This is a genomic window from Cardiobacterium hominis (genome assembly GCF_900637305.1).
In the GTDB taxonomy this organism is placed as follows: domain Bacteria; phylum Pseudomonadota; class Gammaproteobacteria; order Cardiobacteriales; family Cardiobacteriaceae; genus Cardiobacterium; species Cardiobacterium hominis.
The window spans coordinates 606,120-632,371 of record NZ_LR134365.1; the positions used below are offsets into that span (position 1 = coordinate 606,120).

The window sequence follows — 26,252 nt, forward strand, 5'->3', positions numbered from 1 at the left end:
ATCCAGCTTCAGTTTCTTGTCGGCGAAATTGGCATGCGCGAATAAAATGCCATTGCTGTATTCATTTTCGTCGCAATGCTGCACTGCCAGCGGCTCACCGCCTTGTATAGCCAGTTAATTGGCACACTGCAGATTAGGCAAATTTCTCCAAATGTGCCAGTAAATCCTTCGCGGCCTGCTCTGCGTGCGCCACCATTTTATCGTGATTGGCTCGTATCTCTTCTTCCGTGAAAAATTCCAGCGCATGAAAGGTGAACGGCGGCAGATATTCTGCGCCGATATAGTTGGCGATGATTTCAAACGGAATCAGCGTTTCAGCCAGCGTATGGCGGATTTTGCCCGTGTGCGAATAGTCTTGCGGCGGCGTGCCGTGCGATACAGCTAAACCCAATTTGCGGCCTTTGAACGCGGTGGCGGACGAACCGAACGCCCAGCCGTGCGTGAATACGCTGTCAAACCACTGTTTCAGCAGCGGCGGGCAGGAAAACCAATACACGGGAAACTGCAAAATCACGCTGCCGTGCGCTTCAATCAAGGCCTGCTCAGCGGCTACATCGATTTTGCCGTTAGGATAGGCAGCATAAAGTTCGTGCACGGTGTAGCGGTCCTCCTGCGCGGCAAGAGTGCGTGCCCAAGTGTGGTTCACGGTGGAGCGGGCAATATCGGGATGGGCGACGATGACAAGGGTCTTTTTCATGTGGATACCTTTCAATTTATATATCTAATTTATAGATATAATGGGTTAAAAAAACGGTTCACGGCAAAAAGTTACCGTGCAAATAAGCCAAAAATTCCGCCATGGTTTCAGGCCGGTAGAAGCAATACGTCCATTTTCCGGCACGCTCGGTGCGAATCAGCCCCGCGTCTTTCAACACAGTCAGATAGGTGGAGACAACAGATTGCGTCAGCCCCGTTTTTTCCACGATGGCATTCACGCACACACCGTCCACCACGCCCGTTTCTTCGGCGGTGGAAAGGCGTTCGGCGGCGAAATGCTGCTTAGGCATTTTCAGCCACAGCAGGATTTGCAGGCGGTGCTCGTTGGAGAGTGCTTTGAAAATGGCGTTTGCGTTCATGGGAGCATGATTATACAGACATATTTAGATTTTTCAATATTTATACTTTCAGGTAACCAATCGTTTAAATCGGCAGGTAGATTGATAAAACCAAATTGGCGTTATTGACGTGCACGACATCGCCGACATATTCCGCCGTGCCTTGCGTTGGTATATTGGTAGTCAAATGCCCCTGATGGAAGACGATATTATTGCCCTGATAAGTGAGTGCGCCATAGCGGGCATTGGAGCCGCGCGTTAATCCGGACACGAATTTTTTGTAAGAAGTGCCGCCCAGCGTCAAATTATCGACATTGGCAAGCCGCCCCGGTTTCATGCCTTCAATGACCAATGGCAATTCGACGCCATTAAAACTCAAGATATCCATACTGGGCGCGCTATTGGAAACGGAACCGCCAAATGCGCCTTGTTTGGCATTATAGGAACTCAAATGACGATAAACATTTTTCCCCGGCTGCGGATTGGGCGAAGGAAGATTCGGCGCGGGTTTGGGATCGGGAGTGAATTTAATATCGCCATCACTGCCGCCGCAACCGGCAAGCAGCATTGCAAGGCATATTCCGCTCATTATTTTGGCTGACATGGCTGTCTCCTGAAGATTAAAGATAAATGGCAGGCACGCGCAAACGTGTACGTGCCATGCGTATTATTGTTTGACGGGCAATGGGTTGCGTCAAGTTTGCACAATTCATAACGCCGTAAATTTCGGGATAAATACTTTATTTGTCTGTCGTATTTTTCCGCGTTACTAAAAACGGCATTCGGCGTTCAGATTCTTGTTATAACAATCCACACAAAGCCCTGTACGGTGTTGCGTCGCCTCGCCGTACAACCGCGTACTGCCTTCGGCGACGCGCCTTGTACAGCACTTTGTGTGAATTGCTATATTCCTGAAAGGCGCGGATTTCCATGCAGCAGTTTGCCGCCCAACCCGTTACAATGCCGCTTTTTCTTTCATTCAGGAGTCTTTCATGGCAGCAGAAGGAGCGGGCGAACTCGTCCGCGTGGTGTCTTTATTGGGCGCGGCGGTGGTCGCCGTGCCTCTTTTCAAACGGCTCGGCCTCGGCTCGGTACTCGGCTATCTCGCCGCCGGGCTTGCCATTGGCCCGTTCGGCCTGAAACTGGTTACCGATCCGCACGCCATCATTCATATCGCCGAATTTGGCGTGGTGATGTTTTTGTTCGTCATCGGGCTGGAGATGAAGCCCTCGCATTTGTGGGGGCTGCGCCGCCAGATATTCGGCCTCGGCAGCCTGCAAGTGGTGGTCTGCGCCATCCTCCTCACCGCCGTCGGGATGCTTTACGGCTTCCCGTGGCAGGTGAGTTTCATCAGCGCGGCGGGCTTCGTCCTCACCTCGACCGCCATCGTCATGCAGGTGTTGAACGAGCGCGGCGACATCGCCGCCCCGCGTGGGCAACGCATTGTCTCCATTCTCCTTTTTGAAGATTTGCTGATTGTGCCGCTGCTCGCCATCGTCGCCTTCCTCTCGCCGCTGGAGCCGGTCGGCGAAGCGGTACGGCCACTGTGGCAATCCGCCGCCATCGCCTTCGGCGCGCTTGCCGCGCTGGTCGTCGCCGGGCTGTTCGTGCTGAACCCACTCTTCCGCATCCTCGCCGCCACCCGCGCGCGCGAAGTGATGACTGCCGCCGCGCTGTTCGTCGTCCTCGGCGCGGCGCTGCTGATGGAAGCGGGCGGGCTTTCCATGGCGATGGGCGCGTTCGTCGCGGGTGTTCTCCTCTCCGAATCCTCCTTCCGCCATCAGCTGGAAGCGGATATTGAGCCCTTCCGTGGCCTGCTGCTCGGTCTCTTTTTCCTCGGCGTCGGCATGTCGCTCGATTTGGCCGTGGTCGCGCGTAACTGGTGGCTGGTTCTCTCCGGCGTGGCCGCGCTGATGGCGACCAAAGCGGCGTGCATCTACGCCGTCGCGCGTCTCGCCAAAAGCAGCCATGCCGACGCGCTCGACCGCGCGGTGATTATGGCGCAGGGCGGCGAGTTTGCGTTCGTCCTGTTCTCCGGCGCATTGGGCAAAGGGGTGATTGATGAAACGGTCAACGCCAATATGACGGCGATTGTCGTGCTCTCTATGGTATTTACGCCGCTGATGATTATTCTGCATAACCGTTTTGCGAAAGCTGAAGAAATGGAAACGCGCGCAGCCGATACCATCGAAGAACAAAATCCGATTCTGATAATTGGCATGGGCAGATTCGGCCAGCACATTCAAAGAATGATACAAATGAGCGGATACGGAACCACCATCATTGATTTGGATCCGAAGGTGGTTCAGAACTTTACCCAATACGGCGTCAAAACCCATTTTGGTGATGCCTCACGCCATGAATTGCTCATTGTCGCCGGGATTGAAAAAGCCTGCATGGCTGTCGTCGCCATTGATAACCGCGAACAGGCATTGCAAATTGTCCGCTTTGCCCGCGAGATTAACCCGAACATTAAAATCGTCGCCCGCGCCTTTGACCGCCTCCATACCTTTGCCCTCTATCAGGCAGGGGCGGATGACATTGTCCGCGAAGTATTCGATGCCTCTGTCCGCTCCGGTAAAGGCGCCCTGAAACTGCTCGGCATAAAAAGCGATATTGCCGACAAGATTGCCCATTACTACTTCCATACCGACCGACATGAAATGGTCGAACAGGCGCGGGTGCATGACCCGGCGCTGGGGCCATTCCAAAACCAGCAAATGATCGAAATCTCGCAAGCCTATGACATCAGAATGGCGAACGACATCGCCGCCATCCTGCGCGGTGAAAATGTTGCCCCCGTCGGCAGCGACAACGACACCGACGACGCATAAACCGCACCACCCTCCACCACAAAAAACAAAAAAGGAACCCGTCATGAAGCACAAAACCCCTGCGGCGCTTGCCGCCTGGAACCTCTACCCGCTGACACGCGACCCGGCGATTATCGCCTTTCTCGTGAAAAACGACGGCGACGACATCCTCGCGCAAGCGCGCGATCTGCTCGAGCAAAGCTGGCAGGGCGGGGCTGACCCGGCGCTGGCCACCGCGCTGCAAAGCCGCCTGATTGACTACCTCTGGGAGAAAAACGACGACGAAAACGGCGAACAGGGCGCGATTGAGCTGCTCTCGGCGCTGGAGGCTCTGTGCCGCGACCTGCTCGCAGGCGGCAACCGTGCGCAAAAGGCGGCGGAAAACGCGCTGGATTACCGCCTGAATTATCTGGCGGAAAGCGGCGATGCTGCCGCGCTCGCCGAAGTGCAGCGCCAACTGCAAGAGCAGCGCGCGACGCTCGCCAAGAGCAGCGGCAAAGCCATCGCGCTCGGCAGCGATCAGGAAGCGCTACTCACCGTGTTGGGTGCGGCGCGTTAAATGTTCGCGTTGGTAGGGCAGTGAAAGAAAAACCCCGCAGTAGCGGGGTTTTTTGTGGGTGCGGGTGTTATCGCGCGGGGCGGAATTGTAGTTCGATGCCGTCGCCGCTGATGGTGAGTTGGTCGCCTTCGCGCTTCAGGTTGTTGACGACGCGCATCGCTTCCAAATAGTCGCTTTCAAGGCGCATCGCTTCCATCGGTCCTGCCATGAGGGTGGTGGTCGGCGGTTCGTCCGGGTGTTCGATGGTGTTGCCGCGGATTTTTACCGGCACGCGGTAGTGGTTGATGGCGGAGATGCCGGTGAAGGCGTCTTTGTCTTGTTTGAGGGTGATTTTGCCGTCTTGGACGTTTAGGGTTTTGCCTTTGACTTGTCCGGCAACGAGTATCCATTCGCCGCCGTGTTGCGGGCTGTTGCCGTGGTCGTCGGTAATTTTCAGGGCGTCAGAAGCGCCGCTTTGGCAGGCGGCAAGCAGGAGCGCGGTCATGAGGCCGACGGTTTGGCTGGTTTTTTTCATGGCGTTTTTCCTTGGTTGTTATGCAGATGGCGTTTGACCGCTTCTTGCGGGCTTTCGTTTTTGTCTGTTTCAGCGGGTGCGGGTTTGGCAGGCGCTGCTGTTTTTGCAGGCTCTGCGGCAGCGGGTTTGGCAGGCGGCGTTGTTTTTGCGGGTTCTGCAGCGGCAGCGGGTTTAGCGGGCGCTGTTGTTTTTGCGGGTTCTGCGGCGGCGGGTTTGGCGGGCGGTGTTGCTTTGGCGGGTTCTGCAGCGGCGGGTTTGGCGGGCGGTGTTGTTTTTGCGGGTTCTGCAGCGGCCGGTTTGGCGGGTGTTTCGGCTTGGGGCGTCTCTATCGGCGCAGCTTTGTCGTTTTCCTGGTTCTGCGCGAGGTAGGCGAGGGTGACGCTTTTGCCTTGGCGTTTTTCGATTTGTTTTTGCAGGCTTTCTTTGTCCATCAGGGCGCGGGCGCCAGCGCTCAGGTGGTTATAGACGTTTTTGTAGCTGTCGGTGAGCTGGTCCACCGCGTCGGCGGTTTTGGCGAAGTGGTTGCTGACGTTGTTGCGGTAGTCGGCGAAGGTTTTTTTCAGCGCTTCGTATTCTTTGCGCAGCGCCTCGCTTTCTTCTTGCAGGTGTTCTGCGTTGCTTTGGTTGGTGTTTTTGATAATCCAGACGAGGACGGCGCCGATGAAGAAGCCGGCGGCTGCGGCGATGATGATGTTTTGGTCCATAGGGTGCTCCGGTTAGGGTTTGTCGGGATTATAGGGTTATTTCGCCGCCACGGCTTTGAAGGTCAAGGTTTGGTCATCATCGGCGAGGTGCAGCGCTTTGCCGAGGGCGCGGTCTTCGATGACGGCCTGGACGAGGGTTTCGTCCGCGCTGTGACCGTAGTCCAGCAGGGTGCCGACGTGTTTGTTTTTGGCGTCGTAGAGCGCGCGCTGACCGCTGGCAAGGGCGGGAACGCGGGCGGTGGCGAGGTGGCGGTGGTTTTTGTGTTGGGCGAGCGCTTCGTGGCCAATGTAGCCGCTTTTGTCGCGACTGAAGCCGCCGAGGGCTTCGAGGTTGAGCGCTTGCGGCAGGATGTGTCCGGCGCTGTCGGCGTAGATTTCCGGGATACCCGCGCGGATGCGGGCGGCGTACCAGGCTTCGGCGGGCAGGGCGTCTGCCTGCGGCTGTTCGCTGATAAAGGGGATGACGCCGGGGACGCCGCCGATGAGGGTTTTGTCGGCAGCGGTAATCAGGCGCTGTTCGGTACTGGGGTTGTCGCCTGCAAGTGCGCCGAAGTGCAGCGGGGTTTCTGCGATTTGCACTTCGCGGCCGTCGATGTTTTCGCGGGTTTGCGCAAGGAAGGCGGGGGCGGCCGAGCGTGGCAGGCGCAGCAGGACGCCGTCTGCCCAGGGGAATATCCAGAGGACGGCGAGTACTTTGCCGTGCGGGTCGCAGCAGGCGGCGTAGGTCCAGCGTCCTGCGGCGAGGGCGTTCATGTCGCAGGTGAGTTGGTCTTGCAGGAAGGCGCCGGCGTCTATGCCGGTGGCTTTGAGGATGAGGGTGTCGTCTTTCATGTTGTGTGCCTCGCGGATGGATGCACGGCGGGGTATCGCCGTGTTTCGCTGTGCGTTGATATGTGTGAATATTTGTGATTCGCGCGGTGATATTGTAGCATTCTGCGCTTTGTTAAAAAACTGGAAAGGTTTGGAGGGTTTTATGGACGCAAGGTTGGCCTGGCTGTCGCGCCGCGGTATTAAGGAGCTGGATTTGGTGCTGCAAGGTTTTTTGCAGGATGGTTATGCGGATGCGACCGCAGCGGAGCAGCAGGCGTTTGCCGCGCTGTTGGAGTATCAGGATCCGGAGATTCTTGACCGTATTTTTCATGGGGTCGAGGATGAGGACGCGGCGATTGCCGCGCTGGTGCAGCGTCTGCGGGCAGGGGGGGCATGAAAAACCGCGCGGGGTGAGCGCGCGGTTTTTGCGGATGGCGGCGTTTAGCGGTCTTGTCCGAGACGCGGGATGACGCTGTCGCTGCTGTCGGCGATGAGGCCGGTTTCCAGGTAAAGCGCCAGTTTGTCGCGGCTGTCGCTGATGTCGAGGTTGCGCATGGTCAGCTGGCCGATGCGGTCGGCCGGAGTGAAGGCGGCGTTTTCGACTTTTTCCATGGAGAGGCGATCCGGCGCGTAGGTGAGGTTCGGCGATTCGGTGTTCAAGATGCTGTAGTCGTTGCCACGGCGCAGTTCGAGGGTGACTTCGCCGGTGATGGCTTTGGCTACCCAGCGTTGCGCGGTTTCGCGCAGCATCAGTGCTTGCGGGTCGAACCAGCGGCCTTGGTAAAGGAGGCGACCGAGGCGGATGCCGTTGATGCGGTATTGTTCGATGGTGTCTTCGTTGTGGATGCCGGTGACGAGGCGTTCGTAGGCGATGTGCAGGAGCGCCATGCCGGGGGCTTCGTAGATGCCGCGGCTTTTGGCCTCGATGATGCGGTTTTCGATTTGGTCGCTCATGCCGAGGCCGTGCCGCCCGCCGATGCGGTTTGCTTCCAGCATCAGCTCGACCGGGTCGGCGTATTCGCGGCCGTTCAGCGCGACCGGCACGCCTTCGGCAAAGCGCACCCGCACTTCTTCCGGAGCGATGGCGACGTCTTCCCGCCAAAAGGCCACGCCCATGATGGGGGCGACGATGCGGATGCTGCTGTTCAGGTATTCGAGGTCTTTGGCTTCGTGGGTGGCGCCTAACAGGTTGGAGTCGGTGGAGTAGGCTTTTTCCGCGCTCATTTTGTAGTCGAAGCCGTTGTCGTTCAGAAATTGTGACATTTCCGCGCGGCCGCCCAGTTCGTCGATAAAGCGCTGGTCCAGCCAGGGTTTGTAGATTTTCAGGTGCGGATTGGTCATGAGGCCGTAGCGGTAGAAGCGCTCAATGTCGTTGCCCTTGTAGGTGCTGCCGTCGCCCCAGATGTTCACGTCGTCTTCCTGCATCGCCGCGACCAGCATGGTGCCGGTGACGGCGCGGCCGAGCGGGGTGGTGTTGAAGTAGGTCAGCCCGCCGGTTGAGACGTGAAAGGCGCCGCACTGGATGGCGTGGATGCCTTCGCGCACCAGCTGCGTGCGGCAATCGACGAGGCGCGCCCGCTCCGCACCGTAGCGGCGCGCTTTTTCCGGAATGGCGTCGTAATCGCTTTCGTCCGGCTGGCCGAGGTTGGCGGTGTAGGCGAAGGGGCGTGCGCCTTTTTGTTTCATCCACAAGAGGGCGGCGGAGGTGTCAAGGCCGCCAGAGAAGGCGATGCCGACTTTTTCGCCGACGGGCAGGTTTTGCAGAATGGTCGCTTGGCTCATGAGTGGCTCCATGGAAGGGTGAAAAGGGCGATATTTTAGCGTTTCTGTCGCACGGGCGCTGCGCGGGCATAAAAATACGGGCGACATTGCTGTCGCCCGCTGTTGTGGTTCAAGGTGTTTAGTTCACAGGGCAGCGCGCCGGGATGTATTTCGTCGGCACGCGTGCGCGGCAGCGCCAATCCAGCGCCCCATTAGGGATTTGGTAAAGCTCAAACAGGATACTGCTGTCTTGCAAACCGTCCTGTGCATTCTGGTTGAAGCGCAGTTCAATGCTGTTTTCCGGCACAATCTTTATGTCGTAATAGTCGCCTTCGCGCGCAAACGAAGGCACGGTATCGGGGAAGGTCTGGTTGGCGCGCATATAGTCCATGACGCTATTGCCTGCCTTGGTGAGCTCCACATACGCGGCTTCAGCCTGTTTTTGTGCCTGATAGTCGTCGTAAAACGGCTTGCCGGAAAAGAAGCCGATGAGTAATGCCAACGCCAGCATGATTAAAAAGACCATGGAGCGCCCCATCGAGAGAAAGCGAGTGCGGGTAGCGACGCTCTTTTCCCATTCTTCCAGCTCCAGCGTCATCTGGTTGTAACGTGCCTTTTGCGCGTTACGCAGTGCCTGCTCGCTGCCGTATTCCCTGCCGCTGACATCGACAAAGGTTTGTTTTTTCGGTTCTTCCCTGGATTTGATGGCGACGTAATAATCACCACGCAGCGCCGCGTCCAGCCCCAGTTCGTCATCATAAGCAGCACGTTTCTGCGGCTCGGACAGGGTCGCGGCAATCGTGTTGATGGTCGCGCTGTAATTGCCAGCGGCGTCCTTCTGGCGCAAGGCGGCGATTGCCTGGTTGATTTCCTGAATGCCAGCGGTCGTTTTGATGCCCAAGATGCGGTAATAATTGTGTATCGCAGCCATAAAATTTTCCTTGAAGAATCGTGGCGAACTCCCTGATAAACAACACAGGTTTTGGTCCTTGCCTGCCACGGTGAGTCATGCGGACGTTACTATGTCGTTTCAAAATTGTAATAAAGCACCCGCCAAAAAGCAAAACATTTTTTACTCATGATGTTACAGCGCTTCACCCATCGCATCGTTGGCGCGTTCGGCGTCGCGCAACACATCCAGCGGCACCCGCCCTTCCACCTGCGCGCCGCAACCATCGGCACTCGCCGACAGCGTGCTGCACGACATTATGAAATCGAACCCCTCCAGCACCGGCTGCTCGCGCGGCTGTCCGTAGCTGCCGTATTCCTGCGCGCCGTGTGCCGTGAGCAGTTCATTAAAGAAAGCGGCAAAGCGTGGCATGAGCGGCGCGTTCGCCCGCTGGCGGAAACCTGCGGACGGTAACAGCGCCTGCAAATCGTCAGGCAACCACGCGGCGATGCGCTCGCCCTGGCCGAAATACCAAAAGCGGCGACTGGTCAGCGCGTGCCTGCCTTCTTCCACATCGCGGGCGAAATCGGCGGCAATATGCCCCGACCACGACGGCAGCGGATTGCGCCCCTGCGGCGGGAAAATAGCATCCGCCGCATCCAGCACATTGCGCGGCACGCGGCGGCGCTCGCCTGTGCGGCATTGCGCGCTGTAATCCATCCACGGCAGCACCGCATCGACGACCAGGGCGAACACCATCCGCACCCGACCATCCTCGTCGGCAAGCCCCAGTAACACATCATCCACCTGCGCCTGCGCCCGCACCTGCGGCTGCGTCAGAGCAAACGACGCCAGACCGTCGCGGACAAACGGCGCACAGCCGCCGTCAAAAAACACCGGAAACGAAAACAGGCGGGCGTGGGGCGCAAAAGTGAACATAAACAAAACCTCCATAACAAGAACGGCGGCATTCTACGCGCCAGCCGGTAAAAAAGCCCGTACAATGCCCGGCGAAAACCAAAACCCAGACAACCCGATGGACATCGCCGAAAAACTCAAACAATACCTCGAAACCCTTGCGACCCGTGGCCTAAGTGGCGCACTCAATCCCGGCGCGACCGAAGCCGACCTGAAAAACTTCGAAAGCGAACACGGCATCCGCCTGCCGGAAACCCTGGCAGACGTCTATCGTGCCTTTAACGGCCAAATCCACGACCGCATCCCGCCGGGCGAACCGCGCTGGCTGGCGCTGGACGAAATCTACGGCAAACAACAAGAATGGCGCGAATTCTGCGAAACCTACTACGGCAACCACTGGCCGCAAGTGCGCCTGCCGCGCATTGACGCCGAAGGAAAAGCGAAAAACACCCTTTATAACCCCTTCTGGATACCCTTCATGGCGGACAACGAAGGCTTCTACTGCCTGGACTACGACCCCGAGCCCAATGGCAACAGCGGGCAAGTCCTCTACGCGCAAATCAACACCGAGCCGGAAAACAGCGACATCATCCACCTCGAAGACAGCTTCAGCCAGTGGTTTGACAACCACGCGCACGCGCTCACCGCCAACCGCCGTGCCGTCGGCCTCACCACCCTGCTGGACGAATACCTCGCCTGGCAAAAAGCCAACCCCGCCCTGCCGCTCAACCCGCCAGCCAACCCGAACGACATCCGCATCACAGAACACCTGCACGGCATCCGTTTCCCGGCGAACCTCAAGAAAATCTGGAACATTTACAACGGCTACAGCGCGCAGACCGCAGAAGGCGAACGCTGGATCGGCCACCACGACATCAGCGCCGTCCAGCAAGAATGGCAACACAAACTGCAAGAGCGTCTCGGCAGTGACCCCGAAACCACCCCGCGTCCGGACGCCGACGAATCGCCGCAGACCCAGCCGAACTACATCCACCCGCTGTGGCTGCCCATCTACCAAAGCGGCGACATCCTCATCGCGCTGGACTACGCGCCGGGCGAAGAAGGCAGCGAAGGCCAGCCGCTGGTTATCTACAACACCGCCGACTACGAAATCCTCGCCGAATACGACACCTTCGACGAATGGCTCTACACCTACCTCAGCTACCAACTCTACCCGGAAGACGACCTGCCGGCGCACATCAGTGCCGCCAGCGCCAGCTACCGCCAAGAAATCATCGCGCATATCGAAAAACACCTCGGCCCCATCAGCGCCACCTTCCGCCGCGAAGACAGCGACAGCCCGGTCGATCTCCTCTGGTTGCGCCCCAGCGCCAACCGTCCGTATCACACCCTCGTCACCCTCGGCCTCTCCGACCGGCCGATGGACATCCCGGACAGCGTCCCGCAAAAAACCATGGGCGAGCGCGCCGAGCTGATGATCATGCTGCCGCCCGAATGGAACATCAGTCCGGACAACCTCAATAGCGAACAAGGCTATTGGCCGATTGCCTGGCTGACCATGCTCGCCGACTTCGCGCGCACGCCCGGCAACTGGCTGGGCACCGGTTACGTCTTCCCCAACGGCGACCCGATGACAGAAATCGCCGACACCCCGTTTAGCGGCGTCCTTGTGCTGCCGCCATTTGTCAGCCACCCGCACGAATATTACGCCTTCCACAGCCGCGACGGCACGCGCCTGAACCTCTACGCGCTCATCCCGCTCTACCCCGGCGAAATCGACCTCAAAAGCGAACAGGGGCTGGACGTCTTGCTCGAACACTTCGACAAAACCGGCATCAACAGTGAAGTCGTTGATATTCACCGCAAGGACAGCAGCCGTTAAATATCCTGCCAGACGGCAAAGTGCGCTTCGGCGCACTTTTTTGTGCCGCGCAGCGTAAAGCGCGGGCGGCTCGATGAATTTTGCGTAGCCTTCAGCCAAGCTGCGGCTAATCCACCGCGCCTGCTTTTGCGGGTACAATCCGCCCCGTCAGCGACTGCGGTCGCGTTTTTTTGTTTTCATGAGGTTTTTGATGAATAGTCAGTCTGGCCGCGCAGGAATGCGGTTTTTGGTTTTTTTGGTCATTGTTGCCGCTGCGGGTTATGCCTGGTGGCATTTCCGCGACAAGCCCGATGAGGCGGGCGCCATCAAGTTCATCACCGCCGAGGTGAAGTCCGGTGATGTGGCGCAGACGGTGCTGGCAAGCGGTTCGCTGCAGCCGTTCAAGTCGGTCAAGGTTGGCGCGCAGGTGTCCGGCGAGATTAGCGCGTTGTTCGTCCAGGTCGGCGACAAGGTGAAGGCGGGCGACCGCATCGCCGAGATTGATGCGAGTACGCAGCAGAATACGCGCGATAGTGCCGCAGCCGCACTGGCTTCCAGCAAGGCGGCGCTGTCTGCGGCGCAGGCGAAGTTGCGCGAGGCGCAGCAGAATTTCAACCGTCAGCAGGAGCTGGTGAAGAAGGGCGCGGCGGCGCGCGAGTCGCTGGATGCGGCGCAGGCGTCGTTGAAGTCGGCGCAGAGTGCGGTGGAGCAGGCAAAAGCCGATATTCGCAAGAGTCAGCTGGAGCTGGACAACGCGGGCTTGCGGCTGGGTTATACGAGTGTGACCGCGCCGATGGACGGCGTGGTGATTTCGGTCGCGGTCGAGAAGGGGCAGACGGTAAACGCGGTGCAGGACAGCCCGACGCTGGTGACGCTCGCGCAGACGAATACGATGACGGTCGAGGCGGAGATTGCCGAGGCGGATGTGGGCGCGGTGCAGCCCGGCATGGCGGCGTATTTCACCCTGCTTGGTGCGGACAAGACGCGCTTTGAGGGTAAGTTGAAATCCATCGACCCGGCGCCGCTGGCGACTTCCAAGAATACGACCAGCGCCAGCAGCAGCTCGAACGATACCGCCGTTTATTATTACGGCAAGATGGATGTACCGAACCCCGACGGCAAGCTGCGCATCGGTATGACGGCGAATATGGTGATTAACGTGCGCGAGGCGAAGGGCGTGCTGACGATTCCGATGACCGCGCTGCAAACGAATGCGCAGGGCGAGGACGAGGTGCAGGTGATGGCGGCAGATGGCAAGCCGCAGCCGCGCGTGGTCAAGCTCGGCATCAATGACGGCGTCAATACGGAAGTCGTGACGGGGCTGAAGGCGGGCGAGCAGGTGGTGGTCAGTAGCGGCACCGGCGAGGGCAGCATCCCGATGGGGCCGGGAGGGCCGTTCTGATGAGCGGGCCGATTATCCGCATCCGCAACCTCTACCGCCGTTTCAAAAGCGGCGAGAGCGAGGTGACGATTCTCAAAGGCCTCAATCTCGACATTGAAGCGGGGGAAATGGTCGCCATCATCGGCCAGTCCGGCTCCGGCAAATCGACGCTGATGAACATCCTCGGCTGTCTCGACCGCCCCAGCGACGGCGAGTATTTCATCAACGGCAAGAACGCCACCGACCTCTCGCCGCAGGAACGCGCCGCCTTGCGCCGCGAAAACATCGGCTTCATCTTCCAGCGCTACCACCTGCTCGCCGACCTCAAGGCCTGGGAAAACGTCGCCATTCCCGCCATTTACGCTGGCACGGCGGCGGATGAGCGCGAAGCGCGCGCCAAGGCGCTTTTGACCCGACTTGGCCTCGGCGACCGCACCGAACACAAGCCCGCGCAACTCTCCGGCGGGCAACAGCAGCGCGTCTCCATCGCCCGCGCGCTGATGAACGGCGGGCAAATCATCTTCGCCGACGAACCCACCGGCGCGCTCGACAGCCACAGCGGCGAAGAAGTGATGAAAATCCTTGGCGAACTGCACCAGGAAGGCCACACCATCATTCTGGTAACGCACGACCGCCACATCGCCGACCACGCCGACCGCATCATCGAAATCAAGGACGGCGAAATCATCGACGACCGCCGTCAAGATACAGGCGATGCTGCCAGCAGCAAACGCGCCGCCGCCCCTGCCGTCAAAAAAACCGTCTTCGGCGCGGCCGGGCGCATCACCTCTGCCATCAGCATGGCGTGGCGCGCCATCCTCGGCCACAAACTGCGCGCCTTTCTCACCATGCTCGGCATCATCATCGGCATCGCTTCCGTCGTCAGCGTCGTCGCCCTCGGACAGGGCGCACAACAACAAGTGCTGGAAAACATCAGCGACCTCGGCTCCAACACCATCCAGATTTTCCCGGGCAAATTCGGCGACCGCCGCGCCGGGCGCATCCGCACCCTCGTCCCCTCGGACGCGGTCATCCTCGCCAAACAAGACTTCATCGACAGCGCCACCCCGGTGGTCAATGCCAGCGCCACCGTGCGCCACGACAACAAAGAACTCACCGGCGAAGTTACCGGCGCGGGCGAACAATACTTCCAGGTGCAGAACCTGCCCATCGTCGCCGGACGCAGCTTCAACCAAAAAGACATCGACGACTACGCCGCCGTCGCTATCCTCGACCAAAAAGGCGCGCAGAACCTCTTTAACGCCAGCGCCGCGAACGGCTACGCGGGCGCGCTCGGCCAGGTCATCCTGCTGCGCAACACCCCGGTGCGCATCATCGGCATCGTTGATACCAGCAGCCAAAGCCGCTTTGAAGTCGGCAACAACATCAGCGTCTACATGCCCTACACCGCGGCGATGAACCGCCTGCTCGGCCGTAGCAGCGTCTCCAGCATCATCCTGCGCATCAGCGACAGCGCCAACCCGGCGGTCGCCGAAGACGCCATCACCCGCATCCTCACCCGCCGCCACGGCAGCCAGGACTTCTCGCTCTTTAACAGCGACAGCCTGCGCAAAGCCATCTCGCAAAGCGTCCAGGTCTTCTCCATCCTCATCTCCTCCATCGCCGTCATCTCGCTGGTTGTCGGCGGCATCGGCGTGATGAACATCATGCTCGTCTCCGTCACCGAGCGCACCCAGGAAATCGGCATCCGCATGGCAGTCGGCGCGCGCCAGGGCGACATCATGATGCAATTCCTCATCGAGGCGCTGATGCTCTGCCTCTTGGGCGGCGCGATTGGCGTCGGCCTCGCCTACGGCTTCGGCTGGGTGATGAACAACACCGGGAGCGCCGCGCCAAGCGGCGGCGAACAGGCGGCATTCAAACTCGTCTACTCCACCGCCTCGACCATCGCCGCCGTCATTTGCGCCAGCGGCATCGGCCTGCTCTTTGGCTTCCTGCCGGCGCGCAACGCCGCCCGCCTCGACCCGGTAGAAGCCCTGAGCCGCGAATAACAAACACCCGCAGAACCGTAGGGTGGGGCTTGCCCCACCACTCGCACAAATGCCGTAGGTTGGATAAGACGAAGCCCCAACCCACAACCGCACAACAAAAGGACACCATGAACGCCAAACCGCTCCTCCTCGCCGCCCTCCTCGGCGGCTGTGCCACCACCCCGCACAACCTGCAACAAGACCTCGCGCAAAGCGCCATACCCAGCGCCTGGATGTTCCAAAACAGCGACCGCGCCGCAAACAGCCACCGCGAATGGTGGCGCGACTACGGCAGCGCCGCGCTCGACCAACTCATCACGCGCGGCCTTGCCCACAACCAAAACCTCGCCGCCGCCGGTTACGCCTGGCAAAAAAGCCGCATCGCGCTGGAAAACAGCGACGTCAACCGGGGCGCCGACTACAGCGGCGGCGTGAACGCCAGCGCCGGGCGCAACCTCAGCCACGGCGGCCACAGCAACCAAAACTACGGCAGCAGCCTCGGCATCAACTACCAGGCCGACCTCTGGGGCAAACTGCGCCTTGCCAGCGACAACGCAGCCTGGGAAAGCCAGGCCACCGCCGAAGACCTGCTCGCCACCCGCTTAAGCCTCATCGGCGACATCATCAACCAATACCTGCAAATCGCTTCACTCAACGACCAACTGGCGCTGAACGCCGCCTACCGCAAAAACGCCGCGCAAACCCTCGACCTCACCCGCACCAAAGTCCACGCCGGCAGCGCCAGCCCGCTCGACCTGCGCGAAGCCGAACAAAACCGCACCAACCTTGACGCCAACCGCGACCGCCTCGAAAACCAGCGCCAGCAAGCCGAAACCACCCTCGCCAGCCTGCTGGGCGCACCGGTCAGCCGCGTCATCAACCAAGAGCCAAGCCTGAAAACACTGACCGTGCCTGCCATCGACAGCGGCATCCCGGCGCATCTCCTCGCACAGCGCCCCGACCTGCGCGCCGCCCAATACCGCCTGCAACAAAACCTCGGCAACATCGCCATCGCCGAGCGCGACTACTACCCCGACCTCACCCTCGGCGCGAACCTCGGCACCAGCGCCAACCGCCTGCTCGAACTGCTGCACAACCCCATCGGTGCCATCAGCGCCAACATCACCCTGCCCTTCCTGAACGCGCACAAAAAAGAACTGGCGCGCCGCGAAGCCGAAACCAGCTACCAACAAAACCTCGCCAACTACCGCCAGACCCTCTACCGCGCCCTCGGCGAAACCCAAAACGCCATCCTCAACCTCAAACAAAGCCAGGACGAAGCGCGCCACCTGCAAGAACGCCTGGCGCAGGCGAAAGACATCGAAAACCTCACCCGCATCCGCTACCAAGCGGGCGCGGCGAGCCTGCAAGACGTGCTGGACAAAGAAAACGCCACCCGCGGCGTGGAAGAAAGCCTGCTAACCAACCGCTACGAACAACTCACGCGCAGCCTGACCCTGCACCTTGCCCTCGGTGGCAACCTGCAAGACAACGAAGCCGCCCGCCCGCAGCCTTCCCCCACCGCACGGGAGGGCGAGTAGAAAGCGTAGGGTGGGGCTTGCCCCACCAGCACGGCGCGCCTAAAGAAAACCCCGCCATAGCGGGGTTTTTTCGTGAGTTTCATACGAAACCATCGCCGCGCGGCTTGCGCGCGTGAGCGTCAGAAATAGCGCAACCACAGATAAACATGCGACATCAGGATCGTCATGAGCATCAGCGGGAAGGCATATTTGGCGAATTGCACCATGCCGATCGGCTGCTTGGCTTTTTCGGCAAAGGCGGCGACGGTGAGGTTGGCGCTGGCGCCAATCAGTGTGCCGTTACCGCCGAGACAGGCGCCGAGGGCGAGCGCCCACCACACCGGTTCAAAAGTTTCCGGCGGGATGCCCTGTCCGGCCGATTGCAGGAGCGGAATCATGGTGGCGACGAAGGGGATGTTGTCCAATACGGAAGAAAGCAGCGCCGAAACCCAGAGCACGGCGTAGGCCATTTTCGGCACGTTGCCGTCGGTGGCGGCGATGAGTTTCGCGCCCATCACTTCCAACAGGCCGCTGTGCTCGACCGCGCCGACGATGATGAACAGCCCCATGAAGAAGAAGATGGTGATCCATTCGACTTCGGTGAAGGCGTGATGCACGTTTTCGCTTTGTTTGTCGGCCGGTTGCCGCCCGTAAGCAAGCATCATCAGCAGGGCGGCGCCGGAGAGGGCGACGGTGCCGGGTTCGATGTGCAGCGGGTGACCGGCGAAGAAACCGAGGAGGACGAGCGCAAAGACGAAACCGCATTTTTTCAGCAGGCTGACGTCGGTAATGGCTTCTCTCTCGTCAAAGCGCATGATGCTGGCGCGGGCGCGCAGCGTGGTTTTCAGGCCACGGCGCTGCGTCAGCCACAGCATCGCGCACACGGCGATGAGGATGAGCACGGCGATCGGCGTCAGGTGGTAGATGAACTCGGCGAAGCTGAGGCCGTTTTTCGAGCCGATGATAATGTTGGGCGGGTCGCCGATGAGGGTCGCGGTACCGCCGATGTTTGAGGCAACGATGGTCGCAAACAGATAAGGGAAGGCGCGCACCCGCAGCTGCTCGGTAATCAGTAACGTAATCGGCGTGACCAGCAGCACAGTGGTGACGTTATCGAGGAGCGCCGAAAACAGCGCGGTAATGCCGGTCAGCATCAGCATGATGCCGATGGGGTCGGCGCGCACCCACTTCGCCGAGCGGATGGCAACATATTGAAACACCCCGGTTTTGGCGGTGATGTTCACCATCATCATCATGCCGGTGAGCAGCCAGAGCGTGTTGAAATCCACCGCACGCAGCGCCTGCTCCTGATTGAGCAGGCCGCAATAAATCATCAGCATCGCGCCGAACAGGGCGATGACAGCGCGGTTTAACTTCTCCAAAATCAGGATGATATAGACAATAACGAGGATGATGCCGGAGAGCCACATCGGGTTCAGGCCGAAAATCGCGTGTGCGTTCATGGAATTATCCTTTGGCGCCCTGAATATGGTCGAGAATGCCGTTGATACTGACCACGCCAAGGAAGCGGCGCCCGCCTTTTTCAACGATGATGGCGTGGCTATGGTATTGGTAAATCAGGTAAAGCGCCTCCATCAGGCTGGTTTCCGGATAAAGCAGCGGAATGTTTTCGGTGACGAGGTGGTCGGTAATCGGCTCTTGCCCGCGCTCACGCAGGCGGCTGCGTAATTCTTCGACCGTCGTCTTCATAAAATCCAGCTCCGGCAGTTTCTTGCCGCGCGCCGGATTGGCGGTAATGCCGCGCGGCAAAAGCAACTCAATCAGGCTCATGCTGCTGAAAATGCCGACAAAATCCCCCGCATCGTCCACTACCGGAAAATAGCGCACCCCACGGTGGTGAATGACCTCAAACGCCTCGGCGATGGTCATCGCCGGATGCAGCGTCAGCGGATGGTCAATCATGATGTCCCGACAGGTGTAATTCATAAGGCCCCCATATGTGAATGCTAAAAATGTTTTAACACTTCGCATTGTAGCGTGAATTTTCACGGAAAAAAGCGGGGCGACGGTCTTTTTTTGTGGATTTTTTCGCATTTTCTGGATAAACAACAAAATATTACAGTGTAAAAAACCACAAAACCACAGATAAATGCGCGTTTTCACACCACCAAGCACCAGTCGGTTGATGATGATTGCGTTGCGCTAAGGCACGTAACGCCGTATGAGGCTTTAGGGCGTGTTGACAATCCAGTGAACGAGCCCCTCTCTCGCTACGCGAGCAATGCTTGTCCCTCTGGGACACGTAGCGCTCGCGAAGCGACAAGTATTGCTTGCGCAGCAAGAGAGAGGGGTTGGGGTGAGGGCAGCAATCAATTGAAAAACAGGAATTTTGGTTCATCAATGATTGCTCACCCCCTCCCTGGGTTCCCATGAAAAAGGCATCCGCCTTTTTCATGGGGAGCCCCAACCCTCCCCCGGGCCCCATGCAAAATGCGGACGCATTTTGCATGGGTACCCGCCCGCTGCGGGCTTCGCCCTGCGGGGGAGGGGGGATGTCTCAATTGTCAACACGCCCTAGGAGGATAGCGCGAAGAAGATGACGGCGACGTACTGCGCCGCCTGGCAAGCGCAGCGGCAGGTTAGCGGCAGTCCGCTTTGCGCACTGTCAGGGTAAAGACTTCCGCGCCGCTGTTGTCGGCATAGTGGTAGGTGTAGCTGCGGTCTGCGTCCAGAAGCGGGCGGGTTTGCGGGCTGGCGCACAGGCCAGTCTGAATGCTCTGCGTGAGGTCGCGCTGCCAGTCAGGCGGCATGGCGGCGGCGCTTTCTGTCGGGAATTGGTAGTAGTAGATGAAGCCTTCCGCACTGAGGTCGATTTTGTCGAGCCGGGTTTTTTCATCAATCATCAGCGGCAGTTTGGCATTGGCTTCGCGCAGGATTTTGTCGCGCTCGGCCACGGGGATTTTGGGCGGCGGCGCGGCTTCTTGCCAGGGTTTTTGGGTGTAAAGCGCGGTGGTTGCCATGGCGAGCCCCGCGAGGGCGATGGTGACGGGCAAGGTTTTTTTCACGGGTAGTCAGCGGTTTTTAGTAGGTGTCGAGGCGAATGCGGCCAGCTTTGCTTAAGCGGTCGCAGGTTTTTTCGCCGAGGATTTGTCGCAGGGTGTCTTGCGCGCCCACGCCGATTTTGTCCGCGCTGCCGCAGATGTAGATGACCGCGCCTGCCTCCAGTTGGGCGTGCAGGCGGTCGGCGTGGTCAATGAGGCGCTGTTGCGCGTATTCGCGGCTTTTGCTGCGGCTGTAGGTGCGGTCCAGCCAGGCAAGGACGCCGTCTTCCCGCTGTTTTTCGAGGCAGGAGGCGTAGATGCGGTCGTGTTCGGGGTCGCGTTCGCCGTAGATGAGCCAGTGTTGCAAGTTGTGTTCGCGTGCGGGGTAGCGCGCTTCCATGCGGGTGAGGATGCCGAGGATGCCCGCGAGGCCGCTGCCGCTGGCGATGAGGATGAGCGGGCGCGGGGCGTCCGGCAGTTCTGCCGGGTGGTGGGTGAGCGCGCGGATTTTCAGCGCTTCGCCCGGCTGGAGGGTTTGGGTGAGGTAGTGTGAGCCGGTGCCGGGCGTGCCGTCCGGATGGGTTTGCAGGCGGATGATGAGGTCGAGGCCGCGGCTGCCGTCCGGCGCGATGCTGGCGACGCTGTATTGGCGGCGCAGTTCGTCTTTTTTGTGCGGGATGGTGATTTCGATGAGGGCAGTGTCTGCCGCGAGTTCGGGGCAGGCAAGGCGCAGATGGTAGAGCGCTTGTTCGCTGTCGGGATTCAGGCGGCTGCGGCTGGCGAGGGTGGCGGCAACGCTCGGCGGTTGCGCCGGGACGTCCAGCGTGGTTTGCAGGTGTTCGCCCAGTTGTTTTTGCCAGTAGGCGATGGTTTGCGGGTCGAGGTTATCGACGGTGGTGACCGGGCTTTCGCGTGTGGCGCCGAGGCGCTCCAGTTCTTGGTCGAGCAGGTGGCCGTAGGCGCAGTAGTGCGGGTAGCGTTTGTCGCCCAGGGCGAGGAGGTGGTAGCGGGTGTCGGTGAGCGCGGCGCCGCTTTTTTGTAGGCTGCGGGTGAAGCGGATGGCGTTGTCCGGCGGGTCGCCGTCGCCGGTGGTGCTGGCGATGAGGATGAGGGTTTTGCCGCCGAGCATTTTCAACGGGTGGTGCGCGTGCCAGGCGTCGAGGCTTTCGGCGCGGGTGTTGAGGTTTTGCGCGAGGTGCTTGGCGAGGGTTTCCGCCTGTCCGCCCTGGCTGGCGTAGAGGAGGAGCAGGGCGCTGTCGTCGCGCGCGGGGCGCGGGCGGCGTTGCCAGAGGTAGTAGAGCCAGTAGAGGGTTTGTGCGGCGAGGAGGGTGTAGGCGAGGGTGGGGTTCATGGTGGGAATGGGTGGTTGATTGGGTAACGTGGTTTGCGGACTGCCCCCGGTAGAACACAGACCTTGTTTACACTTTAACCTAAACACGTTGTTTACACCGAGGGGTTTCCGGGCGAGCAATCTCGCGCCACTGTGTCTGCGGTTCAATCCTGCCCGTCCGGTCGTTGAGAAAGCCAAGCGGATGAAAGCGGTAGCGCACTTCCCACACACCGTCGCCGTACGGCAGAAGCGCTATCCGCTCCCCCGCAAGCAGCGCGCTTGCATGCACCATCCGTCCGCGCCATTTGATTTCCCCGCTCTGCCGTACGCTGCGGATGATCGCCTGGCTATCGTATTCGTATGGCACGATGCGCCCGGTGTATGCGCGCGGCGACGATCGGTACAGGGCCGATGGCACCGCGCCACCCAGCCCTTCATGCATGAGTTCTTCGTTGTATTCTTTCATAAATGCGTCGAGGCGCATCCGCAATGTCGAAAGCTCCTCCCGCACGCTGTCCACCCCTGCCAACCATGCTTTCAGGCTGCGGTGCATGCGTTCGTGTCGGCCATTTTGTTCGGGATGCCCCGGGTTGGTGCGCTCCACCCGGATGCCCAAGTCTATGAATTGTTTGGACAAGCGGCTCAATCCACCCAGGCTGCGCGCGGCAAAGGGGGCGCCGTTGTCGCTCAGGATGCTCCAGGGCATGCCGTTTTCGGCAAACAGCCGCTCGAACTGCGGCCAGACGCCTGCGTAAGCAGTACTGGCAAGTCCATGACAACACAGCAGTTTGCGGCTGTAGTTGTCGCTGACGGTCAGCGGGAAGCAGCGACCGCCGCGCATGGCGAAATCCCCCTTGAAGTCCACACTCCAGCTTTGGTTGGGCGCATCGGCGGCGGTAAACGGGCTGGCATCGGCGCTGATGCCGCGCCGGGGCTTGCGCGCTTTGACCAGGCCAGCGCGCTTGAGGATGAGGTCACCGGTGCTGTCGGCAGGCCAGGCCTCATGCGGCGCACGGCGGCGCAGCAGGGCAAGCAGCTTTTTCGCACCCCAACTGGGATGCTCGCGCTTGGCGGCGCAGAGCAGCTCGCACAGGCGGGCATCGGTGGCGCGTGGGCAGGCCGCCGGGCGGCTGGAATGGTCGACAAGGGCGGCCATACCGCCCTGTTTGAAGCGCACAATCCATTTGTCGCCAGTCACGCGGCTGATGCCAAACTGGCGGCAGAGCGCGATTTTGCTGTATTTCTGGCTGAGCCAGGCGTTGATGAACATTTCTCGTTGTTGCATGACGTTCGTTTGTCTCCAGGGCATGGGTATCTCCGAGGGAGCGATACCGTGATGTTGGATGTAAACGAGGTCTTTAGGTTGTTTTGTAAAGGAGGTCTTTGGGTTGTACCCCCACCCCAACCCTCCCCCGCAGGGGGAGGGGGCTGTTTGGCGGGGAGGCTGGGTCAGTAATGGATGGCGAGCAGGATGATGATGAGCGGGATGGTGATGCCGGTGGTTGTCCACAGCCAGGTGCTGCCGCGCTGTTTGCGGTAATAGACGAGCAGCGCCAGCCCGCTGAGGGCGACCAGCACGGTGAGGATGGCGAAGGCGTCCATGTAGCGCTTCCAGAAGGCGGGCGTGTGGCGGCCTTTGTGCAGGTTGTTGAGCAGGGCGACGATGCCGTTTTTTTGTTCGTGGTAGGCGACGGCGCGGCTTTCGCTGTCGATGGTCAGGCTCGCTTCGCTGCCTGGCCCTTGGTATTCGAGGAGGATTTCCGGCGCTTCGATTTTGAGCTGGTAGGCGCTGATGGGGTAGGGGCTGTGTTCGGCAAGCCAGGCGGTGAGTGCGGGCGCTAGGGCGGGCGTGGGCGCGTTCGGGTCGTCGCTGAGTTCCGGTAGCGGCAGTTCAGTGGGCAGGGTGTATTCGGCGTCGTGCTGCGTCGGTTCTTGTTCGAACCAGGCGGTGTGGTTGAGCATGAAGCCGGTCACGGCGAAGAAGGTGAGGGTGGTGAGGATGAATGCGCCGATGACCCAGTGGGCAAGTCGCATCAGGCGCCAGAAGGTTTGTTGCATGGTCGTAGGGGGGGGAGCGTAAGGAGCGGCAAGGGTACGGGAAATGCGGCTGTTTTACCAGCGGTTTTCTTGCGAAGTTGGGGATGATGGGCGTTAAAACGGTGCACCAAAGCGTGCCCCATGAGGCTTTCCCTGCGCGGAGCGGCAAGCGGTGCTATAACAGCGCCTTTTGCGAGGTTTTTATGAACGCACTGCTGCAAGGTTTTCTCGTCTCCGGCGGGCTGATTGTCGCCATCGGCGCGCAGAACGCCTTTGTGTTGAAGCAGGGGCTCAAGCGCTGGCGGGTGTTGCCCATCGTGCTGACCTGTTTTCTCTGCGATTTTCTGCTGATGACGCTTGGCGTTTTCGGGCTGGGAACGCTCATTGGCGAAAGCCGGGTGGCGTCGGTGGCGCTGGCGTTCATCGGCGCGCTTTTTCTCGCGGTCTATGGTGCGCGCGCATTCCGTTCGGCCTGGCGCGGCGGCGCGGTGATGGATTTGGGGACGCACGAGGCGGGCGGCAGCGCGCGGCAGGCGGTGCTGCTGACGCTGGCGATTACCCTGCTCAACCCGCATGTGTATCTCGATACCGTCGTGATCGTCGGCGGCATCGCCGGTACGCTCTCGCCCGTCGCCAAGGCGCTCTTTCTCTGCGGGGCGGTCGCGGCCTCGGCGCTGTGGTTTTTCGGCCTGGGCTTTGGCGCGCGTTTGCTGTTGCCGCTCTTTCGCCAGCCGCTGACCTGGCGCCTGCTTGACGCCGCCATTGGCGTGGTGATGTGGCTTATTGCCTGGGGCTTGCTGCGCTACGGCCTCGCCCTGTGGTGAGCGCGCGCCGCCCCAGATACATCAGCACCATGCCGGCGAAGGCGACGCTGCCGCCCGCCACCAGCGACCAATGCAGCGCCTCATGCAGCCATAGCGCGGCGAACAGCACGCCGAAAACCGGCTCAAAGGTGAGATAACCCGCCGCCGTGCCCGCGCCAAGAACGCGGATGCCCTCGAAATACCAGACATAAGCGAGCACCGTCGAGCCGAAAACCAGACAAAGCAGCGCCAGCCAAACGCGCCCCGGCGCGTGCCACAGCGCGCCCCAGGCGGACACGCCTTCAAAGGCGAGCGCGAACGGCAGCAGCATCAGCGCGCCCAAAAGCAGGGTGCAGACGGTGGTGGTCAGCGCGTCCATGCCGCCGAGCGCGCGGCGGCCGATGAGGGTGTAGGCCGTCCAGCAAAAGACGCAGAGGCCGATGAGCAACTCGCCCGTGCCGATGCCGCCGCGCAGCAATGCGAGCGGATTGCCCTGGGCGATGACCACCGCCGAACCGGCGACTGCCAGCGCCATACCGGCGACGATGCGCGCATTCAGCCGTTCGCCGAACAGCCAGGCGGCAGACAGCAGCGTCAGAACCGGGCTTAACGAAAACAGCACCGCCGCCTTGCCCGCCGGAATGCGCTGCACGCCGTACATAAAACTGGCGGTATAAACGGCGATACCGCACAGCGCGGCGAGCGCCATCGCCGCCCATTGCCGCCGGTTGAGGGCGAGCAGCGCGCGCAGACGGCGCAAGTGATGCAGCCAGAGGAGCAGGGCGAGGGCGGCGAGAAAAAAGCGCAACGTGGCGGCGGTCAGAATCGGCATCGCCTGCGTCACCGCTTTCGCCCAGGGGTAGGACGCGCCCCACAGGGCAGTCATACCGAGGAGTTTCAGATGCACGCCCCAGGCGGGCGCGGCGGGTGTGGGTTGGGTCATAAAGATTGCAGAGGGCAGAGAAAAGCCCGCAACGTGCGGGCGGGGATGGTTTGCGCATCATTTTAGCCGGAATATGAGCGACAAACGGGTTTGTACATCAGATTGGCGGGAAATGAGGCGCTAATATGCGGGACGTGCTTCGATTACCCCTGCAACGCCTGCCAGCGTTCCTGCAACACCGCAAGCTCCGCCAGCAGCAGTTCGCGTTGCCCGTCCAGATAATCCTGTAGCGCTGCCTCATCGGCGAATCCCTGCAGCAGTTCCCAGGTCTCATCCGCGGCAATCGCGGCGATTTCCGCATTGATGGCGTCGATGCTCGCGCGCCGTATCAACAGCGGCGAAACCGCGCTAGAGGCTGTTTACAATTCAGCGAACTAGCCCCTCTCCCTGTGGGAGAGGGGTTGGGGTGAGGGCAGCAAACGATTGAAAAATCGAAATTTCATCTCGTAAGCGGCATTGTCCACCCCCTCCCCATCCCTCCCCCGCTGCGGGCTTCGCCCTGCAGGGGAGGGAGATTTGAATTGTAAACAGCCCCTAGAGGCTGTTTGCAATTCGTCTAAATACTTGAAAAAACGAAAAACGGCAGGATAAAGGAAGTTCCTCAACAACCCGTTACCCCGCCGTGCCCCGAACATTGCTCACTGATGAACTCTGGTCGAAGCTGCTCATTATTTTGCTAGAGCTTGGCTTGTATGACAAATCCAATCTGCGCCGCACCATTGAAGGCATCCTCTACAGAATGCGCACCGGCTGCCCCTGGCGCGACCTGCCCGCATCTTTCGGTAAATTCCAAGCCGTCTATAACTGCTTTAACCGTTGGTCAAAGAAAGGAATTATTCAGGGAATCTTCAAAAAATTATCCACTGATACCGATAAGGAATGGCTGATGATGGATGGCAGCCATATCAGGGCGCACCAACATTCGGCAGGCGCTGCGGCACACAGCGGCGAAGACGACCATGCCATCGGCATCAGCCGGGGCGGCGCACCAGCAAAATTCACCTGATAGTTGATGCTTGCGGCAATCCGCTGGAAGTCATCATTACGGCTGGTAATGTCAATGATGTCAGCATTGCCCCCGAACTGATAGCGGCAGTAGATCTGGCAGAAACGGAGGTAGTTAGCGCAGACAAGGGCTATGATTCAGACAAATTGCGTGCGCAAATTGAGGAAGAAGGCAGCAAAGCCAATATTCCCTATAAACGCGACCGAGAGGAAAAGAACAAGGATATGGACTGGTATCTTTATAAAATCAGGCATTTGGTTGAGAATGCTTTTGCCCGTTTGAAACACTACCGCGCTATCGCCACGCGTTATGACAAACTCAAGCGAAATTATCTCAGTACGGTTCTTTTGGGGTGCATCATGGTCTGGCTGCCGCTATGAGTGAATTGTAAACC

General features: G+C 60.0%; 25 protein-coding genes and 1 pseudogene. 9 read left to right on the top strand and 17 right to left on the bottom strand.

Annotation, left to right across the window (positions count from 1 at the left end; translation table 11 throughout):
• Positions 1 to 133 precede the first annotated feature (133 nt).
• From EL199_RS02755 to EL199_RS02765, 3 genes are all read right to left on the bottom strand, one after another.
• Positions 134 to 697, bottom strand: a complete 564-nt coding sequence (locus tag EL199_RS02755) for an NAD(P)H-dependent oxidoreductase (protein WP_004140510.1) — start codon at positions 695 to 697, stop codon at positions 134 to 136.
• Positions 698 to 755: 58 nt separating this feature from the next.
• Positions 756 to 1,076, bottom strand: a complete 321-nt coding sequence (locus EL199_RS02760) for an ArsR/SmtB family transcription factor (RefSeq protein WP_004140508.1) — start codon at positions 1,074 to 1,076, stop codon at positions 756 to 758.
• 64 nt (positions 1,077 to 1,140) lie between these two features.
• Positions 1,141 to 1,659 (bottom strand): hypothetical protein, encoded by a 519-nt coding sequence (locus tag EL199_RS02765; RefSeq protein ID WP_040355034.1) that lies wholly within the window; start codon positions 1,657 to 1,659, stop codon positions 1,141 to 1,143.
• A gap of 388 nt (positions 1,660 to 2,047) precedes the next feature.
• Between EL199_RS02765 and EL199_RS02770 the strand changes: the two genes are divergently transcribed.
• Positions 2,048 to 3,889, top strand: coding sequence for a monovalent cation:proton antiporter-2 (CPA2) family protein (locus tag EL199_RS02770; protein WP_004140505.1), 1,842 nt, complete (start codon positions 2,048 to 2,050; stop codon positions 3,887 to 3,889).
• Between the two features lie 43 nt (positions 3,890 to 3,932).
• Positions 3,933 to 4,427: a hypothetical protein gene (locus EL199_RS02775; RefSeq protein WP_004140504.1), complete on the top strand. Its 495-nt coding sequence runs from the start codon at positions 3,933 to 3,935 to the stop codon at positions 4,425 to 4,427.
• A 67-nt stretch (positions 4,428 to 4,494) separates the two neighbouring features.
• On the opposite strand, the gene EL199_RS02780 is transcribed toward EL199_RS02775, so the two are convergent.
• From EL199_RS02780 to EL199_RS02790, 3 genes are read right to left on the bottom strand one after another with little or no spacing between them, the layout of a single operon-like run.
• Positions 4,495 to 4,941: an META domain-containing protein gene (locus EL199_RS02780; RefSeq protein WP_004140503.1), complete on the bottom strand. Its 447-nt coding sequence runs from the start codon at positions 4,939 to 4,941 to the stop codon at positions 4,495 to 4,497.
• Positions 4,938 to 5,645, bottom strand: a complete 708-nt coding sequence (locus tag EL199_RS13200; RefSeq protein WP_004140487.1) for a ZapG family protein — start codon at positions 5,643 to 5,645, stop codon at positions 4,938 to 4,940. Before EL199_RS13200 ends, EL199_RS02780 begins: the two co-directional genes overlap by 4 nt.
• A gap of 36 nt (positions 5,646 to 5,681) precedes the next feature.
• The gene (locus tag EL199_RS02790) at positions 5,682 to 6,476 is read right to left on the bottom strand and encodes a YgfZ/GcvT domain-containing protein (RefSeq protein WP_040355031.1); all 795 of its coding nucleotides are present in this window, start codon (positions 6,474 to 6,476) and stop codon (positions 5,682 to 5,684) included.
• On the opposite strand from EL199_RS02790, the gene EL199_RS02795 reads away from it, so the two are divergent.
• Positions 6,463 to 6,852 carry an FAD assembly factor SdhE gene (locus tag EL199_RS02795; protein ID WP_170166211.1) on the top strand — a complete coding sequence of 130 codons (390 nt, stop codon included), beginning with the start codon at positions 6,463 to 6,465 and terminating at the stop codon, positions 6,850 to 6,852. The genes EL199_RS02790 and EL199_RS02795 overlap by 14 nt on opposite strands.
• A gap of 44 nt (positions 6,853 to 6,896) precedes the next feature.
• Here the strand turns inward: EL199_RS02795 and argG are convergent, their stop codons facing one another.
• The 3 genes from argG to EL199_RS02810 form a co-directional block, all read right to left on the bottom strand.
• Positions 6,897 to 8,237, bottom strand: coding sequence for an argininosuccinate synthase (argG, locus tag EL199_RS02800; RefSeq protein WP_040355025.1), 1,341 nt, complete (start codon positions 8,235 to 8,237; stop codon positions 6,897 to 6,899).
• Positions 8,238 to 8,355: 118 nt separating this feature from the next.
• A complete protein-coding gene (locus EL199_RS02805) occupies positions 8,356 to 9,147 on the bottom strand; it encodes a J domain-containing protein (protein ID WP_004140484.1) in 792 nt (263 codons plus the stop codon).
• Positions 9,148 to 9,300: 153 nt separating this feature from the next.
• Positions 9,301 to 10,044, bottom strand: a complete 744-nt coding sequence (locus EL199_RS02810; RefSeq protein WP_126315974.1) for an Nmad2 family putative nucleotide modification protein — start codon at positions 10,042 to 10,044, stop codon at positions 9,301 to 9,303.
• A gap of 64 nt (positions 10,045 to 10,108) precedes the next feature.
• Between EL199_RS02810 and EL199_RS02815 the strand changes: the two genes are divergently transcribed.
• The 4 genes from EL199_RS02815 to EL199_RS02830 all read left to right on the top strand — a co-directional run bounded on the left by EL199_RS02815 (position 10,109) and on the right by EL199_RS02830 (position 16,758).
• Positions 10,109 to 11,866 (top strand): suppressor of fused domain protein, encoded by a 1,758-nt coding sequence (locus tag EL199_RS02815; protein WP_004140480.1) that lies wholly within the window; start codon positions 10,109 to 10,111, stop codon positions 11,864 to 11,866.
• 190 nt (positions 11,867 to 12,056) lie between these two features.
• Positions 12,057 to 13,247: an efflux RND transporter periplasmic adaptor subunit gene (locus EL199_RS02820; protein ID WP_232008329.1), complete on the top strand. Its 1,191-nt coding sequence runs from the start codon at positions 12,057 to 12,059 to the stop codon at positions 13,245 to 13,247.
• Complete coding sequence (locus EL199_RS02825; RefSeq protein ID WP_004140475.1) at positions 13,247 to 15,238, top strand: MacB family efflux pump subunit; 1,992 nt, start codon at positions 13,247 to 13,249, stop codon at positions 15,236 to 15,238. Before EL199_RS02820 ends, EL199_RS02825 begins: the two co-directional genes overlap by 1 nt.
• Before the next feature lie 107 nt (positions 15,239 to 15,345).
• Positions 15,346 to 16,758 (top strand): efflux transporter outer membrane subunit, encoded by a 1,413-nt coding sequence (locus tag EL199_RS02830; protein ID WP_126315976.1) that lies wholly within the window; start codon positions 15,346 to 15,348, stop codon positions 16,756 to 16,758.
• 119 nt (positions 16,759 to 16,877) lie between these two features.
• On the opposite strand, the gene EL199_RS02835 is transcribed toward EL199_RS02830, so the two are convergent.
• The 6 genes from EL199_RS02835 to EL199_RS02860 form a co-directional block, all read right to left on the bottom strand.
• Positions 16,878 to 18,200 carry an ArsB/NhaD family transporter gene (locus EL199_RS02835; protein ID WP_004140473.1) on the bottom strand — a complete coding sequence of 441 codons (1,323 nt, stop codon included), beginning with the start codon at positions 18,198 to 18,200 and terminating at the stop codon, positions 16,878 to 16,880.
• 4 nt (positions 18,201 to 18,204) lie between these two features.
• On the bottom strand, positions 18,205 to 18,684 hold the full coding sequence (locus EL199_RS02840) for a CBS domain-containing protein (RefSeq protein WP_004140467.1): 480 nt from the start codon (positions 18,682 to 18,684) through the stop codon (positions 18,205 to 18,207).
• A gap of 653 nt (positions 18,685 to 19,337) precedes the next feature.
• Positions 19,338 to 19,763, bottom strand: a complete 426-nt coding sequence (locus EL199_RS02845; protein ID WP_004140465.1) for a hypothetical protein — start codon at positions 19,761 to 19,763, stop codon at positions 19,338 to 19,340.
• Between the two features lie 16 nt (positions 19,764 to 19,779).
• Positions 19,780 to 21,090, bottom strand: a complete 1,311-nt coding sequence (locus tag EL199_RS02850; RefSeq protein ID WP_004140464.1) for an NADPH cytochrome P450 oxidoreductase family protein — start codon at positions 21,088 to 21,090, stop codon at positions 19,780 to 19,782.
• A 79-nt stretch (positions 21,091 to 21,169) separates the two neighbouring features.
• Complete coding sequence (locus EL199_RS02855; protein WP_126315977.1) at positions 21,170 to 22,378, bottom strand: integrase core domain-containing protein; 1,209 nt, start codon at positions 22,376 to 22,378, stop codon at positions 21,170 to 21,172.
• Between the two features lie 140 nt (positions 22,379 to 22,518).
• Positions 22,519 to 23,127 (bottom strand): PepSY-associated TM helix domain-containing protein, encoded by a 609-nt coding sequence (locus EL199_RS02860; RefSeq protein ID WP_004140463.1) that lies wholly within the window; start codon positions 23,125 to 23,127, stop codon positions 22,519 to 22,521.
• 182 nt (positions 23,128 to 23,309) lie between these two features.
• Here EL199_RS02860 and EL199_RS02865 point away from each other — a divergent pair, with 182 nt between their 5' ends.
• Positions 23,310 to 23,930 (top strand): LysE/ArgO family amino acid transporter, encoded by a 621-nt coding sequence (locus EL199_RS02865; protein ID WP_040355021.1) that lies wholly within the window; start codon positions 23,310 to 23,312, stop codon positions 23,928 to 23,930.
• On the opposite strand, the gene EL199_RS02870 is transcribed toward EL199_RS02865, so the two are convergent.
• A complete protein-coding gene (locus EL199_RS02870; RefSeq protein WP_004140458.1) occupies positions 23,887 to 24,852 on the bottom strand; it encodes a DMT family transporter in 966 nt (321 codons plus the stop codon). The two genes, EL199_RS02865 and EL199_RS02870, sit on opposite strands and share 44 nt — an antisense overlap.
• Before the next feature lie 143 nt (positions 24,853 to 24,995).
• Positions 24,996 to 25,184, bottom strand: a complete 189-nt coding sequence (locus tag EL199_RS02875) for a hypothetical protein (RefSeq protein WP_126315978.1) — start codon at positions 25,182 to 25,184, stop codon at positions 24,996 to 24,998.
• A gap of 356 nt (positions 25,185 to 25,540) precedes the next feature.
• On the opposite strand from EL199_RS02875, the pseudogene EL199_RS02880 reads away from it, so the two are divergent.
• Positions 25,541 to 26,238, top strand: a pseudogene (locus EL199_RS02880) (IS5 family transposase).
• Positions 26,239 to 26,252: the final 14 nt, after the last annotated feature.